We start from the raw sequence: 13,036 nt of genomic DNA on the forward strand, positions 1-13,036 counted from the left end.
CTCTATGCAGCGTATCTTCGAAGCCTTGTCCTCCTCCGTGCGCCGGAAGATCCTCGCCTACCTCAGCCATGCGGAGTTGAGTGCCGGCGAAATCGCCTCGCGCTTCTCGATGTCGAAACCGTCCATCTCCCAGCATCTTTCGGTGCTGGAGGCGGCGGGCCTCGTCACCAGCGAGAAGCGCGGGCAGTTCGTCTTCTACGCGATCGTTCCGGACAGCCTGACGAACACGCTCAACGGCTATGTGCAAGAAGTCTGCCCCGTGGCGTGTCCCCTGAAGCGCGAATTGGCGGCGCTGACCCCGTCGGACCGGCTGCACGTCATCACCGGTGGACCGGGGTCGGGCAAGTCGACGCTGATCGACGCGCTGGCCGCGGTCGGCGTGGCGACCAGCGAGGAAGTCGGCCGCCGGATCATCCGGGAACAGGTGGCGGCGGGGGAGAATGCGCTGCCCTGGGGCGACCAGCGACGCTTCGCCAAGCTGATGCTGGCAGGCGAGACGGCGGCGCACGCGTTCGCGCTGGAGCGCGGGGAAACGGTGCTGCTCGATCGCGGCGTTCCCGATGTCGCCGGCTTCCTGCGGGTGTCGGGCATCGCAGTCCCCCCCGTACTGGACCGGGCGGCGCGCACGAACCGGTACAATCGCCGCGTCTTTCTCGCGCCGTTCTGGGCCGACATCTTCACGGAGGATGCGGAGCGGAAACAGTCGATGCAGCTCGCCGCCGCTACGGAGGCGATCATGCGGGCGACCTATGCCGAATATGGCTACACGATCGTCGAACTGCCGCGCGCGCCGGTGGCGGAGCGCGTCGCGTTCGTCCTCGATCACCTGAACGCGGCCGGATAGCGGGGCCATCGCGAGCGGAAATTTTCGGGAGAGTCCCCGATGCCGGGCGATCCCTGCCGTGACCGCAACACGATGTCCCAGGCGCCGCATCCCGGGCCGGCGCCGTCACGCGCCGGCCACAGCCGCAGGCGCGATCCCGTCCGCGAGCAGCGCGTGCAAAGCCGCTATGTGGCCGTTGTCGCGCGCGCCGCCTGCGTCCGATGTCATAACGACCGTCAGCGCCAGATCCGGAATGACATAGACCATTTGCCCGCCATAGCCCCAGGCGAACCGAACGGGATGGCCGGCTGCCTCGCCGATGAACCAGCCATAGCCGTATCGTCCGCCGCTCCAGGGCGAAATCGTGCGCGGCGTCCAGCTCTGCTCGATCCACGATGCGGGCAGCACGCGCTTGCCGTCGATGACGCCGCCGAGCCGGTACATTTCGCCGAAGCGGGCGAGTGCCCGTGGGCTCATCAGCATGTCATTCCCGCCGAAATAGATGCCCTGCCGATCACGGGGCCACGGCGGGATCGCGATACCCAGCGGGCGCGCGAGCCATTCCCGGGCAAGATCATGGGTGCTGCGATCGGACGCCCTGGTCAGCATCGCGGACAGCAGGTGCGAGTTGCCCGTGGAGTAGAGCATGGCGCCACCCGGCTCGTCGACGAACGGACGCGACAACGCGTATCTCACCCAGTCCGGGCTCGATACCCAGCGGCCATAATTCTCGCCGGACGTGCGTTCGAGGCCAGCCTGCATCGATAGCAGACTGCCGACCGTAAGCCGTCGGAGGCGAGCGTCGGGATCCGGCGGTGCGTCGCTCCGGAGCACGGACAGCACCGGCTGATCGATGCCGCTGAGGATGCCCCGCTGGATCGCGATACCGACCAGTGCCGACATCACCGATTTCGAGGCCGACTTGATGTTGACCGGACGATCGAGCGGTGGCCCGCCGTTGAAGCGATGTTCGGCCAGCGTCCGTCCGTTCCGAACCACGATGACAGCGCGCAGACGCGGGAGGTTCGCCGCCGTCCTGACCGCGGCGGCCATGATCTCCGGCTGCAGGCCGGTCGTCGGTCGCGACGTCGGGGACGGGAGAGAGGTTGCCGCGCCCGGACTATTCTCTCCATCGCACCCCGCCAGAACGAGCGCGGCGCCCGCTATGATCCGGATGGCGATCATCGGCGAAACCGATCGCCAACGCCGGCACGACGGACGTGAGCAGGGTTCAAGGGTCAGTTCGTACCCTGCCTGCGCGCTCCTGCGATCATCCTTTGCGCGATGGCTCGCACCCCGTTGTCGTCCTTGGTGGCGTCGCTGGCGGGATCACCGAGATGGCCGAGGCTCGCTTCCAGAAAGTCGAGCAATCCGGGATGTTGCCCCTCGACATATTCCATCAGCTTGAACAGCAGATGCTCGGTCGCAATCTCGCGTTGGCGGGTCTGGACGGTGCCGGCGTCGCTCATCATACTCTCCTGACTGGAGGCAGCATAACGCACCGGCGGCGCATGGGTCCCCGTCATGTCTTGCACCCGATCCATCGCCCCGGACGACTTTGCGTCGACGGCAGCGATAACGGAAGCGGACCCGATGCGACCAACGTCGCGGCCCGTCGTTGAAGGCGAATGGACAACGACCCTCTCGCCGCTGCGATCGAACATGCCCGGGCATTCGCGCAATCTCTCAACCCCGACGATTCGATCGACGGGAAGACCGGCTTTACCGTCGACAATCTCCTGGCCCTGATCGCCGCGGCAACGCCTCCGACGCCCGAAGACAAGGTCGCCGACGAGCTGGGCGATCCGGCCTGACGCCTCCCTTTGCAGGCTGCGCGCGCGGCTGGAAGCAGCCTCGATCGCGCGGATCCAGGCGGCGATGGCCAACGGCGCGAAACCCCGTGCCGGCAATGGACGCCAGACATATTCCAATCTGCAAGTCGGCGCGTCACCGTTATCCTGGACAAGGTGAGTGCCACCGATCAGCCGGACGGACGTGCCCGCAACGGGCGAACGCATGATCGGAAAAGCCTGGATGCCCCGTGAGGATTCGAACCTCAATTGACGGAGTCAGAGTCCGTAGTCTTACCTTTAGACGACGGGGCAACAGGTGGGCGCGTCTAGGCGGGTGGGCGGTGCGTGTCAACGTCTTGCGTCGTAGGGCGCATCGGGGGGCGACTTGTCGCGGAGGCCGGTGCCCGCTAGGTTGATCGCCAAGCACCGGACGGGACCTCCCGCGACGGCAGAACAGAACAGAAAGATCACGGCACATGGGGGATGTTTCCGCCCGATTGCCGTACCGGCAGGACCGTCCTGCCCGTCCGGCGCCCGCCCGGCCGCCACGCGGTCGCTGGCATGACGCGCACGCCTATGCGGCGCTGGACCTCGGCACCAACAATTGTCGCCTGCTGATCGCCCGCCCGCAGGGGCCGGGCTTCGCGATCGTCGACGCCTTTTCGCGGATCGTGCGGCTGGGCGAGGGACTTGCCGCCAGCGGCCGGCTGAGCGACGCGGCGGTGGAGCGGACGATCGCGGCGCTTCGGGTGTGTGCCGACAAGCTGAAGCGGCGCAACGTCACGCTGGCGCGGTCGGTGGCGACCGAGGCGTGTCGGCGTGCGGTCAACGGCACCGCCTTTATCGAGCGGGTGCATGCCGAGACGGGCATCCGCCTCGACATCATTTCCGCCGAGGAGGAGGCGCGACTCGCGGTACTGGGCTGCCACGCGCTGATCGAGCCGGGGCGCGGCCCGGCGCTGGTGTTCGACATCGGCGGCGGATCGACCGAGCTGGTGCTGGTCGATACCGAGGGCCCTGCGCCGCGCGTGCTCGACTGGCATTCGGCACCATGGGGCGTGGTGTCGCTGACCGAGAGCGCGGGCGGCGGCGAGGATGCCGACGGGCGGGCGGAATCCTATGCGGCGATGCGCGCTTTGGTCGCCGACAGCATGGCGGTATTCGCGGCACGCCTGCCGCGGGTCGCGCGGCCGCGGCTGCTCGGCACCAGCGGGACGGTGACGACGCTGGGCAGCGTGCATCTGGGGCTGTCGCATTACGACCGGTCGGCCGTCGACGGCATGATCGCGCCCGCCGCCGCGATGCGCGAGATTAGCCGATCGCTGGCGGAGAAATCGATCGCCGAACGCGCGAAGGTGGCGTGCATCGGCAACGAGCGCGCCGATCTGGTCGTCGCCGGCTGCGCGATCCTGGAGACGATCATGGATTTGTGGCCGGCGGAACGCCTCGGCATCGCCGACCGCGGTATCCGCGAGGGTATCCTGCGCAGCCTGATGGGAACGCCCAAGCCATGAATCGTAACGTGACTGGCGGCCGCAAGCGCGTGAAGACCGCGCGCGGCCGCACCGCCGCCTCGACCCGCTGGCTGGAGCGACAATTGAACGACCCGTATGTCCGTCGCGCCAAGGCGGAGGGGTATCGCAGTCGCGCGGCGTACAAGCTGCTGGAACTGGACGAGCGGTTCGGCCTGTTGAAGGGATCGCGCCGCGTCCTCGATCTGGGGATCGCGCCGGGCGGATGGAGCCAGGTGGTGCGGCGCCGTTCGCCGGGGGCGCAGGTGGTCGGCATCGACCTGCTGCCGGTCGATCCGCTGGACGGCGTGACGATCCTTGAGATGGACTTCATGGACGACGCCGCACCCGCGAAGCTGAGCGAGGCGCTGGGCGGCGCGCCCGACCTCGTCCTGTCGGACATGGCGGCCAACACGGTCGGGCATCCCCAGACCGATGCGCTGCGGACGATGGGGCTGGTCGAAGCGGCGCTGGCGTTCGCCGTCGAGGTGCTGTCGCCGGGCGGCGCGTTCGTGGCGAAGGTGTTCGCGGGCGGCGCGGATTCGGAGCTCGTGGCGGAGATGAAGCGAAACTTCACGACGGTGAAGCACGCCAAGCCACCGGCAAGCCGCAAGGGTTCGGTGGAGTGGTTCGTGGTGGCGCAGGGGTTCAAGGGTAGGGCAGCGGATCAGCGCAGCTGATCCGCGTCTTGGCCCGACCCGCGGCCGGCGAGCGCAGCCGGTCGACGGGCGACACGGCCATGCCCGCTTTGGTTCAAGCTGGGTAGCGCCATGCTCCGCTGATCCGGGTTGCTGTCCGAGTCAGGCTTGGTCAATCTTTTGGATACCGGCGAAGCGGTCGGTGCGGCGAGCGATCACGAGCGTCAGGCCCCGCCGTCGAGCCGAACACCAGCTTACCCGCTCGTCAACCCGGCGAACTCCGAGGTCTCGATGAGCAGAGGACGTCCCCGTCCCACGGCGAGGCCCCAGCATTCGCCGGGGCGACGGGCAGGCGGAAGGGGCGCACTCCCAAAGCCGCTACGGGAAGGTCCGGAGAGCCACCGCCAAGTCGCACGAAAAGTCAGAAGAGCGACACGGCTAAGCCGCGTCGTCGATCGAGCTAAAGCCCGCCGGCCGGCGTTCGCTTCAGGATCGCGAGGCGATCCTGAAGCTTCCGCTCACCCATCGTAATCCGCGCCGAGATTCTGGTTCCGCGGCGGTGCCGACGCGGTCAGGCGGAGCGCCTCGGCGGAGGCGGACAGGCTGCCGATGGCGTCGACCTCGTCGTCGTCGTCCATCTGGACCTTCTGCAGGCTGTTGACGACCGATTCCTCCAGATGCGCCGGGCGCACCGTTTCCTCGGCGATCTCGCGCAGCGCGACGACGGGGTTCTTGTCGCGGTCACGGTCCAGCGTGAGTTCCGCGCCGCCCGAGATCTGGCGCGCCCGCTGTGCCGCGAGCAGCACGAGGTCGAACCGGTTGGGAATCTTGTCGACGCAATCCTCGACGGTGACGCGCGCCATGCCGTGTCCTTAACTACACCAATAGGGAGAATGGCGGCGCATACCCGTCGGGGTCCGGAAAAGCAAGGTTGGCGGGCCCGGCAACATGGATCAACGCCGTTGCCCATGCGTAATGGTCCCATGGCCGCCGCCTCCGCCCGCTCCCCTGCTGCCGAACGACCGGGCTTCATGGTGGAGGGCAACCGGCTGACGCTGCTGCCGGAAGGGCCGGAGCGGATGGATGCGCTGATCGCCCTGATCGAGGGGGCGAAGCACGATCTGCGCATCCTCTATTATATCTATGCCGCCGACGATTCGGGCCGACGCGTCAACGCGGCACTGGCGGCGGCGGCGCGGCGCGGGGTCCGCGTCGCGCTGATCGTGGACGGGTTCGGCAGCGATTCGACGCCCGACGCGTTCTTCGACCCACTGTCGGCCGCCGGCGTCGACAAATGCGTGTTCTCCGCGAAGTTCGGTCGCCGCTATCTGTTGCGCAACCATCAGAAGCTGGCGCTGGCGGATGCGGAGACGAACCCGCGCATCATCATCGGCGGCTTCAACGTCGAGGACGATTATTTCGGCACGATCGCCAACAAGGCGTGGCGCGATCTGGGGTTGTTGATCGAGGGACCGGCGGCGGCGCGCATGGCCGGATACTTCGACGCGCTGCGGACGGCGATCGAGCGACCCAAGCTGCGCATCCGCCCGATCAACCGCGAACTGGGCCGGTTCAGCGAGACGGAGGGCCGGCTGCGCTGGCTGATCGGCGGACCGACGCGGCATCTGTCGCCGTGGGCGAAGACGTTGCGGACCGATCTGGCGAGCGGCCGCTGCATCGACATGATCGCGGCCTATTTCACGCCCAGCCCGATGCTGCTGCGGCGGATCGAGAAGAGCGGGCGCACCGGCCAGCGCGTGCGAATCATGACCGCCGCCAAATCGGACAACAACGCGACGATCGCCGCCGCGCGGTTCAGCTATGCCGGCCTGCTGAAGCGCGGGGTCAGGATGTTCGAATATCAGGCGACCAAGCTGCACACCAAATTGTACGTGGTCGACGATGCCGTCCATATCGGCTCCGCCAATTTCGACATGCGCAGCCTGTTCATCAATCTGGAGTTGATGTTGCGGATCGACGACCCGGCCTTCGCCGCGCACGTCCGCGACTATGTCGACGGCGAGCTGGCGAATGCGCGCGAGATCACGTGGGACGATTACCGCGCCAGCACCGGCTGGTGGCAACGGACGAAGCAGTTCGGCGCATATCTGGTGCTGGCCATCGTCGACCCCGGCCTGTCGCGAGGGCTGAATTTCGGGATCGACGAATAGCCGCGTTCGCTTTGTTCGCCTGCGCACACTAGATGCGGTGGCGATGACCCTCTCGATCGATCGCCGGACGATGTTGCGCACTGCCGCCCTGACGGGCGCGGGCTGCGCAGTCGCGCCGTCCTGGGCGCAGGGCGGCGCGTCCGGTCTGGAGCGGCCGACGCTGTCGGGCGAGGAGATCGTGCTGCGGATCGCGCGGCAGACGATGGCGATCGACGGCACGCCGTCGCGCGCGATCGGCATCAACGGAGCCGCGCCCGCACCGCTGATCCGCCTGCGCGAGGGACAGCGCGTGCGTCTGCGCGTCGTCAACGCGCTCGACGTCGATACCTCGTTGCACTGGCACGGGCTGCTCGTGCCGTTCCAGTATGACGGGGTGCCGGGCGTGTCCTTCCCCGGCATCCGGCCGGGGACGGAGTTCGTCTACGACTTCACCGTCCGGCAGAACGGGACCTACTGGTATCACAGCCATTCCGGCGGGCAGGAGCAGGAGGGGCTGTACGGCCCGATCGTGATCGATCCCGCCGGGCCGGACCCGGTCGCATCCGACCGTGACCACGTCGTCATGTTCTCCGACCATAGCGAGCAGAGCCCGGCGGCGATCTTTCGCCGGATGAAGCTGCAACCCGGCTATTATAATTTCCAGCGGCAGACGCTCGCGGGATTGCTGGCGGGCCGGGATCAGCGGGCGAAGGACCGCAGGCACTGGGGCGCGATGCGGATGGACCCCGCCGACATCGCCGACGGCACCGGCGCGACGTACCGCTACCTCGTCAACGGTCATGGTCCGCGCGACAGCTGGACCGGGCTGTTCGAACCGGGCCAGCGGGTGCGCCTGCGCCTCATCAACGCATCGGCGATGACCACTTTCAACGTCCGCATCCCGGGGTTGGCGATGACGGTGGTGCAGGCGGACGGACTGAACGTGCGGCCGGTGACGGTGGACGAACTGCAAATCGGCGTCGCGGAAACCTATGACGTGATCGTCACGCCGACCGGCGACCGCGCGTGGACGCTGGTGGGGGAGAGCATCGATCGCTCCGGCATGGCGCGCGCGACGCTGGCGCCGCGGCGGGGCATGACCGCACCGGTGCCGCCGCTCCGGACGAGGCCGCTCGCGACGATGGCGGATATGGGCATGACCGATATGGGGAGCGGCGGCATGGCGACGGCGCCGCCGCCGCGGGGCGCGGACCCGAGCGCGGAGCAGAACGGATCGCGGCGGATCGCCACGCCCGGCTATGTCGTTCCGCCGGTCGATCACGCGACGATGGACCACTCCGCGATGTCCGGCATGGATCACGGCGGCATGGATCATGGCGCGATGGACCACGGCGACATGGCGATGCGCGACTTCTCGCATGCGCCGCAGGTCCGGAAAGGTCCCGGCGTGCAGACGATCGCGCCGATGCCGGTCGATCGCACCGGTTATCCGGGGCAGGGGCTGGACGATGTCGGCCACCGCGTGCTGACGTACCGCGACCTCGTCGCGCTCGATCGCAATCCGGACGTGCGGGCACCGGATCGTACCGTGACGATTCACCTGACGGGCAACATGGAACGCTTCATGTGGGGGTTCGACGGGCAGCGGATGGTCGACACGCACGAACCCTTCGCCTTCACGCTGGGCGAGCGGGTGCGCGTCGTTTTGGTCAACGACACGATGATGGGCCACCCGATCCACCTGCACGGCCATTTCTTCGATCTGGTGACGGGCAGGGGCGACCATGCGCCGCGCAAGCATACCGTGCTGGTGCAGCCGGGCGGGACGGTGACGTTCGACCTGACGGCGGATGCGGTCGGCGACTGGGCGTTCCACTGTCACATGCTGTACCATATGCTGGCGGGCATGATGCGCGTCGTCAGCGTCCGGCCGCGCGGGGCGGTGGCGTGATTCCGCTGTTCGCGGTACTGGCGATGGCGGCTCCGGCGCAGGATCATGCGATGCACGCCATGCCGGGCATGACGTTGCCGGCGAAACCCGCTGCGAAGCGGAAGCCGCCCGCCGGAAAGCCCGCCACCAGTAAGCCGGTGAAGCGACCTGCGCCGGTCGCGCCGGTGGCGATGGATCATGCCACGATGGATCATGCCACGATGGATCATGCGCAGATGGGGCATGTGCCCGCGGAGAGCGTGCCGGATGCTGCGCCGATGGACCACGGCGCGATGGATCACACTGCTATGGGCCATGCCGCCGCGTCGGCGTCGGAGCCTCCCGCGAAGACCGGCACCGACCTGCCCGCCGGCGCGGCACCCGCCCCGCCTGCGCCGATGCCGCATTACGCCGACCGCGTCTGGAACCCCGCCGCGATGGCGCAGGCGCGCAAAGCGATGATGCGCGAGGAAGGCGGTGGCCAGACCTTCGCACAGGTCATGCTCGACCTCGCCGAGTTTCAGATCCGCGATGGCCGCGACGGCTATCGGTGGGAGGGGGGGGCGTGGTTCGGCGGCGACATCCACCGCGCCGTCGTGAAGAGCGAGGGTGAGGGCGATCTCGGCGGCGGGCTGGAGGTGGCGGAGGTGCAGGCGCTGTATTCGCGCGCGATCGGCCCGTATTTCAACCTTCAGGCCGGCGTGCGGCACGACGCCCGCCCCGGCCCGTCGCGCACCTATGCGACGATCGGTGTCGAGGGGCTGGCTCCCTATTGGTTCGAGGTCGACGTCGCCGCGTTCGTCGCCACGACGGGCGAGGTGCTGGGCCGGGTCGAGGGTTATTACGACCAGCGGCTGACGCAGCGGCTGATCCTGCAACCGCGTGTCGAGGTGAACCTGTCGGCACAGGACGTGCGTCGGCGGGGGATCGGCTCGGGCGTTACCGACGCGGAACTGGGCCTGCGTCTGCGCTACGAGGTCCGGCGCGAATTCGCGCCCTATGTCGGCGTGTCGTGGGAACGGCGGCTCGGCGATACCGCCCGCTTCGCGCGGGCGGCGGGGGCGGACACCGGCGGCCTTGGCGTCGTTGCCGGCCTGCGCGCCTGGTTCTAGTCCTTCCAGGCCCAGTATAGCTGCGCCGGCGGGACGTTCCACCACTCCATATCATGGTCGATGCGCTGCCAGTGCGGGGTCAGGAAGTCCTTCACCTTGGGGCTGAACTGATAGACGAGGAACGCGCCGCCCGGACGCAGCGTCGCATGCGTAGCGGCGGCGATCGCCGGGCCGATGCCGGCCGGCAACGTCGAAAAAGGCAGCCCCGACAGGATATAATCGGCATGCGCGAAGCCGTGATCGGCGATGATCGTCGCCACATCCGCCGCCGATCCCTCGACCGCCTGAAACCGCGGATCGACGATCGTCGCGTCGAGATAGCGAATGAAATCGGCATTGGTGTCGATCGCGATCAGCGTCGCATCCGGCGCCATGCGTTCCAGAATGGGACGGCAGAAGGTGCCGACACCGGGACCATATTCCACGAACAGCTTGCACTGGTCCCAGTCGACCGGCCCCAGCATGTTGCGGATGAGCTTGTCGGACGAAGGAATGATCGATCCGACCATCACCGGATGCTTCAGAAAGCCCTGAAAAAACATTTGCGCCGGGGACGGTATCCCGGCGGGGCGACGCGCGCGGCGGGCGGCGGTGGACGAGCTTGCCATCGGAATCCTGTCGGTCGTGGTCCCCACACGAGCGGCGAGGCTGCCCTCTCCGTCGCACAGGTGCCGAACGTGTTGCAAGCCATCGGGTTTCGCGCTGCGGTTAATCGAGTGATCGAAAGACGTTGGGCGACAGGGTTGGCGAGGCCCCGGACGCCTCCTACAGCGTGACGATGCGGACGCGGGCGGATCAGGGGCGGAACGGGCAGGTGGCGGTCATCTTCCTGTCGCGGCGGCGCGCGGACGACGGGGCGGGCTATGCCGCCGCCGCCGAGACGATGGACGCGCTGGCGGCCGTGCAGCCCGGCTATCGCGGCGTCGACAACGTGCGCGGGGCCGACGGGTTCGGGATCACCGTGAGCTGGTGGGCGGACGAGGCGTCGGCGGTCGCGTGGCGCGCGCATCCGGACCATGCGACGATCCGCGAACGGGGTCGCGGCGACTGGTATGACGGATACGAGGTGGCGGTCGCCGGCGTGACGCGGTCCTACGAATGGGCGCGCGAGTGACCGCCCCCGATCGTAATTTCGCGCTGATGTTCCTCGTGATGCTGACGATCGCGGCGGGGAACACGGCGCTGCAATCCGTGCTGCCGGCGCTCGGGCGATCGCTGGGCGTGGCGGACGCGATGGTGGCGGCGGCGTTTTCGATCTCGGCTTTGTTGTGGGTGGTCGCCGCGCCGTTCTGGGCGAAGCGGTCGGACACCTATGGGCGCAAGGCGATGATCCTGCTCGGCATGGGCGGGTACACCGTCTCACTGCTGCTGTGCGGGCTATTCCTCGCGGCGGGGATCAACGGCGTGGTCGGCGGGACGACCGCGTTCATGCTCTTCGTGCTGGGTCGCGTGCTCTACGGATCGCTCGGAGTGGCCGCGCCGCCCGCGGTGCAGGCGGAGGTCGCCGGATCGACCACGCCGGCGGAGCGGACGCGCGCCCTGACGCTGCTGGCGAGTGCGTTCGGGCTGGGCACGATCCTGGGGCCGGCGATCGCGCCCTATCTGCTGCTCGGCCATGTCGGCGGGTTCGAGATCGGGCTGGCGGGGCCGGCGTTCCTGTTCGCGCTGTTCGGCGCGGGCGTGTGGGTGACGGTGTGGCGGCTGCTGCCCGACGACCGGCCGCCGGATCAGGGCGGGGGCGCGCACGCCGGCGGCACCAGTTCCGCCTATCCGTCAATCGGCGGCGCGCCAACGGGGGCGACGGTGGCGGCGGCGACGCAGCCGCATGCGGAACAGGTCGGCTATCGCGATCCGCGTATCCGGGCATGGATGATCGCGGGGCTGGTGATGGGGCATGCGCAGGCGATGGCCAGTCAGGTGATCGGCTTCGTCGTGATAGACCGGCTCCACGTCGCGCCCTCCGCCGCGCTGGAGCCGACGGGCATCGTGCTGATGATGGGCGCGGGGGCGGCGTTGCTGGTGCAATGGGGGCTGATCCCGCTGCTCAACCTGACGCCGCGCCGGCTGGTGCTGGTCGGCCTGACGCTGAGCATCGCCGGCACCGCGCTGACCGGCGTGGCGACGTCGCTCTACGGGATCGCGCTGGCCTATGCGCTCGCCAGTCTGGGCTTCGGCTTTACGCGGCCGGGCTTCACGGCGGGCGCTTCGCTGGCGGTCGGGCCGGCGGCGCAGGGATCGGTCGCGGGCAAGGTGACGAGCGTCAACGGGGCCAGCTTCGTCCTTGCGCCCTCGATCGGGATCGGCCTCTACGGCCTGTGGCAGCCGCTGCCCTATCTTGTGGGCGCAGCCGCGCTGGTGCTGGTGTTCGGCTATGCGTGGGGCGGGCTGCGCGTGGCGAGGGATCGATCGGCCGCTCCGAACGCTTGAGCGTCGATGGCACTCGTCGAACTCGGCCGATACGATCGCAACGCGGCGCACATCATCGTCGGCCGTCTCGATTCCGAAGGAATATACGCGATCGCCTTCGACGGCGGCGCGAGCATTGCCGACGGCAGTTATCTGCTGATCCCCGTCCGGGTGATGGTCGACGAGGATGATCTTGCCGAAGCGAGGGCGATCATCCCTGCCTGAAAAATGGGCAGAGCCACCCCGCTGCCCGATAAAGTTTCGTTAACCAGTCCATCCAGCCGGCGCTTTTCCGAAGAATTCCGGCCTTTCCGGTCTGGCACGACCGTTGCATCGCAGCATCCTGCATCAATAGCCAAGCAAAGGGGGCGGGATGAAACTGGTCATAGCGGTCATCAAGCCGTTCAAGCTCGACGAGGTCCGCGAAGCACTCACGACATTGGGCGTCGCAGGTATGACGGTCACCGAGGTCAAGGGTTTCGGCCGCCAGAAGGGCCAGACCGAAATCTATCGCGGCGCGGAATACAGCACCAACATGGTGCCCAAGATCAAGGTCGAGGTCGTCTGCGCCGCATCGATCGCCGACCGCGTGGTCGAGGCGATCCAGCAATCGGCGAACACCGGCGCGATCGGCGACGGCAAGATCTTCGTGCTCGACGTCGGACAGGCGGTGCGGATCCGCACCGGCGAAACCGACGACTCGGCGCTTTGA

At 68.2% G+C, this 13,036-nt stretch carries 14 protein-coding genes and 1 tRNA gene; 10 read left to right on the top strand and 5 right to left on the bottom strand.

Annotated elements, in window-relative coordinates:
- Nucleotides 1-4 precede the first annotated feature (4 nt).
- Complete coding sequence (locus ASG07_RS09015; RefSeq protein ID WP_082474683.1) at nt 5-844, top strand: metalloregulator ArsR/SmtB family transcription factor; 840 nt, start codon at nt 5-7, stop codon at nt 842-844.
- 105 nt (nt 845-949) lie between these two features.
- On the opposite strand, the gene ASG07_RS09020 is transcribed toward ASG07_RS09015, so the two are convergent.
- The 3 genes from ASG07_RS09020 to ASG07_RS09035 all read right to left on the bottom strand — a co-directional run bounded on the left by ASG07_RS09020 (nt 950) and on the right by ASG07_RS09035 (nt 2,928).
- The gene (locus ASG07_RS09020) at nt 950-2,008 is read right to left on the bottom strand and encodes a serine hydrolase domain-containing protein (protein WP_055844691.1); all 1,059 of its coding nucleotides are present in this window, start codon (nt 2,006-2,008) and stop codon (nt 950-952) included.
- Between the two features lie 53 nt (nt 2,009-2,061).
- The gene (locus ASG07_RS17845) at nt 2,062-2,709 is read right to left on the bottom strand and encodes a hypothetical protein (RefSeq protein WP_236694616.1); all 648 of its coding nucleotides are present in this window, start codon (nt 2,707-2,709) and stop codon (nt 2,062-2,064) included.
- Between the two features lie 145 nt (nt 2,710-2,854).
- Nucleotides 2,855-2,928, bottom strand: a tRNA-Gln gene (locus ASG07_RS09035).
- 164 nt (nt 2,929-3,092) lie between these two features.
- Between ASG07_RS09035 and ASG07_RS09040 the strand changes: the two genes are divergently transcribed.
- Together ASG07_RS09040 and ASG07_RS09045 are read left to right on the top strand one after the other, a co-directional pair.
- Complete coding sequence (locus tag ASG07_RS09040) at nt 3,093-4,130, top strand: Ppx/GppA phosphatase family protein (RefSeq protein ID WP_055844697.1); 1,038 nt, start codon at nt 3,093-3,095, stop codon at nt 4,128-4,130.
- Nucleotides 4,127-4,807: an RlmE family RNA methyltransferase gene (locus tag ASG07_RS09045; RefSeq protein WP_055844699.1), complete on the top strand. Its 681-nt coding sequence runs from the start codon at nt 4,127-4,129 to the stop codon at nt 4,805-4,807. The genes ASG07_RS09040 and ASG07_RS09045 overlap by 4 nt, the downstream gene beginning before the upstream one ends.
- A gap of 476 nt (nt 4,808-5,283) precedes the next feature.
- Here the strand turns inward: ASG07_RS09045 and rpoZ are convergent, their stop codons facing one another.
- The gene (gene rpoZ / locus ASG07_RS09050; RefSeq protein WP_055844701.1) at nt 5,284-5,628 is read right to left on the bottom strand and encodes a DNA-directed RNA polymerase subunit omega; all 345 of its coding nucleotides are present in this window, start codon (nt 5,626-5,628) and stop codon (nt 5,284-5,286) included.
- A 105-nt stretch (nt 5,629-5,733) separates the two neighbouring features.
- Between rpoZ and ASG07_RS09055 the strand changes: the two genes are divergently transcribed.
- From ASG07_RS09055 to ASG07_RS09065, 3 genes are read left to right on the top strand one after another with little or no spacing between them, the layout of a single operon-like run.
- Nucleotides 5,734-6,936, top strand: a complete 1,203-nt coding sequence (locus tag ASG07_RS09055) for a phospholipase D-like domain-containing protein (protein ID WP_236694617.1) — start codon at nt 5,734-5,736, stop codon at nt 6,934-6,936.
- Nucleotides 6,937-6,979: 43 nt separating this feature from the next.
- On the top strand, nt 6,980-8,827 hold the full coding sequence (locus tag ASG07_RS09060) for a copper resistance system multicopper oxidase (RefSeq protein ID WP_055844707.1): 1,848 nt from the start codon (nt 6,980-6,982) through the stop codon (nt 8,825-8,827).
- Between the two features lie 23 nt (nt 8,828-8,850).
- Nucleotides 8,851-9,918 (top strand): copper resistance protein B, encoded by a 1,068-nt coding sequence (locus ASG07_RS09065; protein ID WP_055845071.1) that lies wholly within the window; start codon nt 8,851-8,853, stop codon nt 9,916-9,918.
- Here the strand turns inward: ASG07_RS09065 and ASG07_RS09070 are convergent.
- Nucleotides 9,915-10,526, bottom strand: a complete 612-nt coding sequence (locus tag ASG07_RS09070; RefSeq protein WP_055844710.1) for a class I SAM-dependent methyltransferase — start codon at nt 10,524-10,526, stop codon at nt 9,915-9,917. The two genes, ASG07_RS09065 and ASG07_RS09070, sit on opposite strands and share 4 nt — an antisense overlap.
- A gap of 122 nt (nt 10,527-10,648) precedes the next feature.
- Here ASG07_RS09070 and ASG07_RS09075 point away from each other — a divergent pair, with 122 nt between their 5' ends.
- The 4 genes from ASG07_RS09075 (at nt 10,649) to ASG07_RS09090 (ending at nt 13,036) form a co-directional block, all read left to right on the top strand.
- Complete coding sequence (locus tag ASG07_RS09075; protein ID WP_443024602.1) at nt 10,649-11,032, top strand: antibiotic biosynthesis monooxygenase family protein; 384 nt, start codon at nt 10,649-10,651, stop codon at nt 11,030-11,032.
- Entirely contained in the window at nt 11,017-12,345 is a 1,329-nt protein-coding gene (locus ASG07_RS09080; protein ID WP_055844716.1) for an MFS transporter, read from the top strand. Before ASG07_RS09075 ends, ASG07_RS09080 begins: the two co-directional genes overlap by 16 nt.
- Nucleotides 12,346-12,351: 6 nt before the next feature.
- A complete protein-coding gene (locus ASG07_RS09085) occupies nt 12,352-12,549 on the top strand; it encodes a putative signal transducing protein (protein ID WP_055844719.1) in 198 nt (65 codons plus the stop codon).
- Between the two features lie 148 nt (nt 12,550-12,697).
- The gene (locus ASG07_RS09090) at nt 12,698-13,036 is read left to right on the top strand and encodes a P-II family nitrogen regulator (RefSeq protein ID WP_055844722.1); all 339 of its coding nucleotides are present in this window, start codon (nt 12,698-12,700) and stop codon (nt 13,034-13,036) included.

The sequence above is a fragment of the Sphingomonas sp. Leaf343 genome (assembly GCF_001423765.1).
Taxonomy (GTDB): Bacteria; Pseudomonadota; Alphaproteobacteria; order Sphingomonadales; family Sphingomonadaceae; genus Sphingomonas.

Excerpts from the sequence above, each read along its gene's own strand:
- ASG07_RS09070 (WP_055844710.1), bottom strand. The coding sequence starts at position 10,526 with ATGGCAAGCTCGTCCACCGCCGCCCGCCGCGCGCGTCGCCCCGCCGGG.
- ASG07_RS09090 (WP_055844722.1), top strand. The coding sequence starts at position 12,698 with ATGAAACTGGTCATAGCGGTCATCAAGCCGTTCAAGCTCGACGAGGTC.
- rpoZ (WP_055844701.1), bottom strand. The coding sequence starts at position 5,628 with ATGGCGCGCGTCACCGTCGAGGATTGCGTCGACAAGATTCCCAACCGG.
- ASG07_RS09040 (WP_055844697.1), top strand. The coding sequence starts at position 3,093 with ATGGGGGATGTTTCCGCCCGATTGCCGTACCGGCAGGACCGTCCTGCC.
- ASG07_RS09055 (WP_236694617.1), top strand. The coding sequence starts at position 5,734 with ATGCGTAATGGTCCCATGGCCGCCGCCTCCGCCCGCTCCCCTGCTGCC.
- ASG07_RS09065 (WP_055845071.1), top strand. The coding sequence starts at position 8,851 with ATGGCGGCTCCGGCGCAGGATCATGCGATGCACGCCATGCCGGGCATG.
- ASG07_RS09080 (WP_055844716.1), top strand. The coding sequence starts at position 11,017 with ATGGGCGCGCGAGTGACCGCCCCCGATCGTAATTTCGCGCTGATGTTC.
- ASG07_RS09015 (WP_082474683.1), top strand. The coding sequence starts at position 5 with ATGCAGCGTATCTTCGAAGCCTTGTCCTCCTCCGTGCGCCGGAAGATC.
- ASG07_RS09045 (WP_055844699.1), top strand. The coding sequence starts at position 4,127 with ATGAATCGTAACGTGACTGGCGGCCGCAAGCGCGTGAAGACCGCGCGC.
- ASG07_RS09060 (WP_055844707.1), top strand. The coding sequence starts at position 6,980 with ATGACCCTCTCGATCGATCGCCGGACGATGTTGCGCACTGCCGCCCTG.
- ASG07_RS09020 (WP_055844691.1), bottom strand. The coding sequence starts at position 2,008 with ATGATCGCCATCCGGATCATAGCGGGCGCCGCGCTCGTTCTGGCGGGG.
- ASG07_RS09085 (WP_055844719.1), top strand. The coding sequence starts at position 12,352 with ATGGCACTCGTCGAACTCGGCCGATACGATCGCAACGCGGCGCACATC.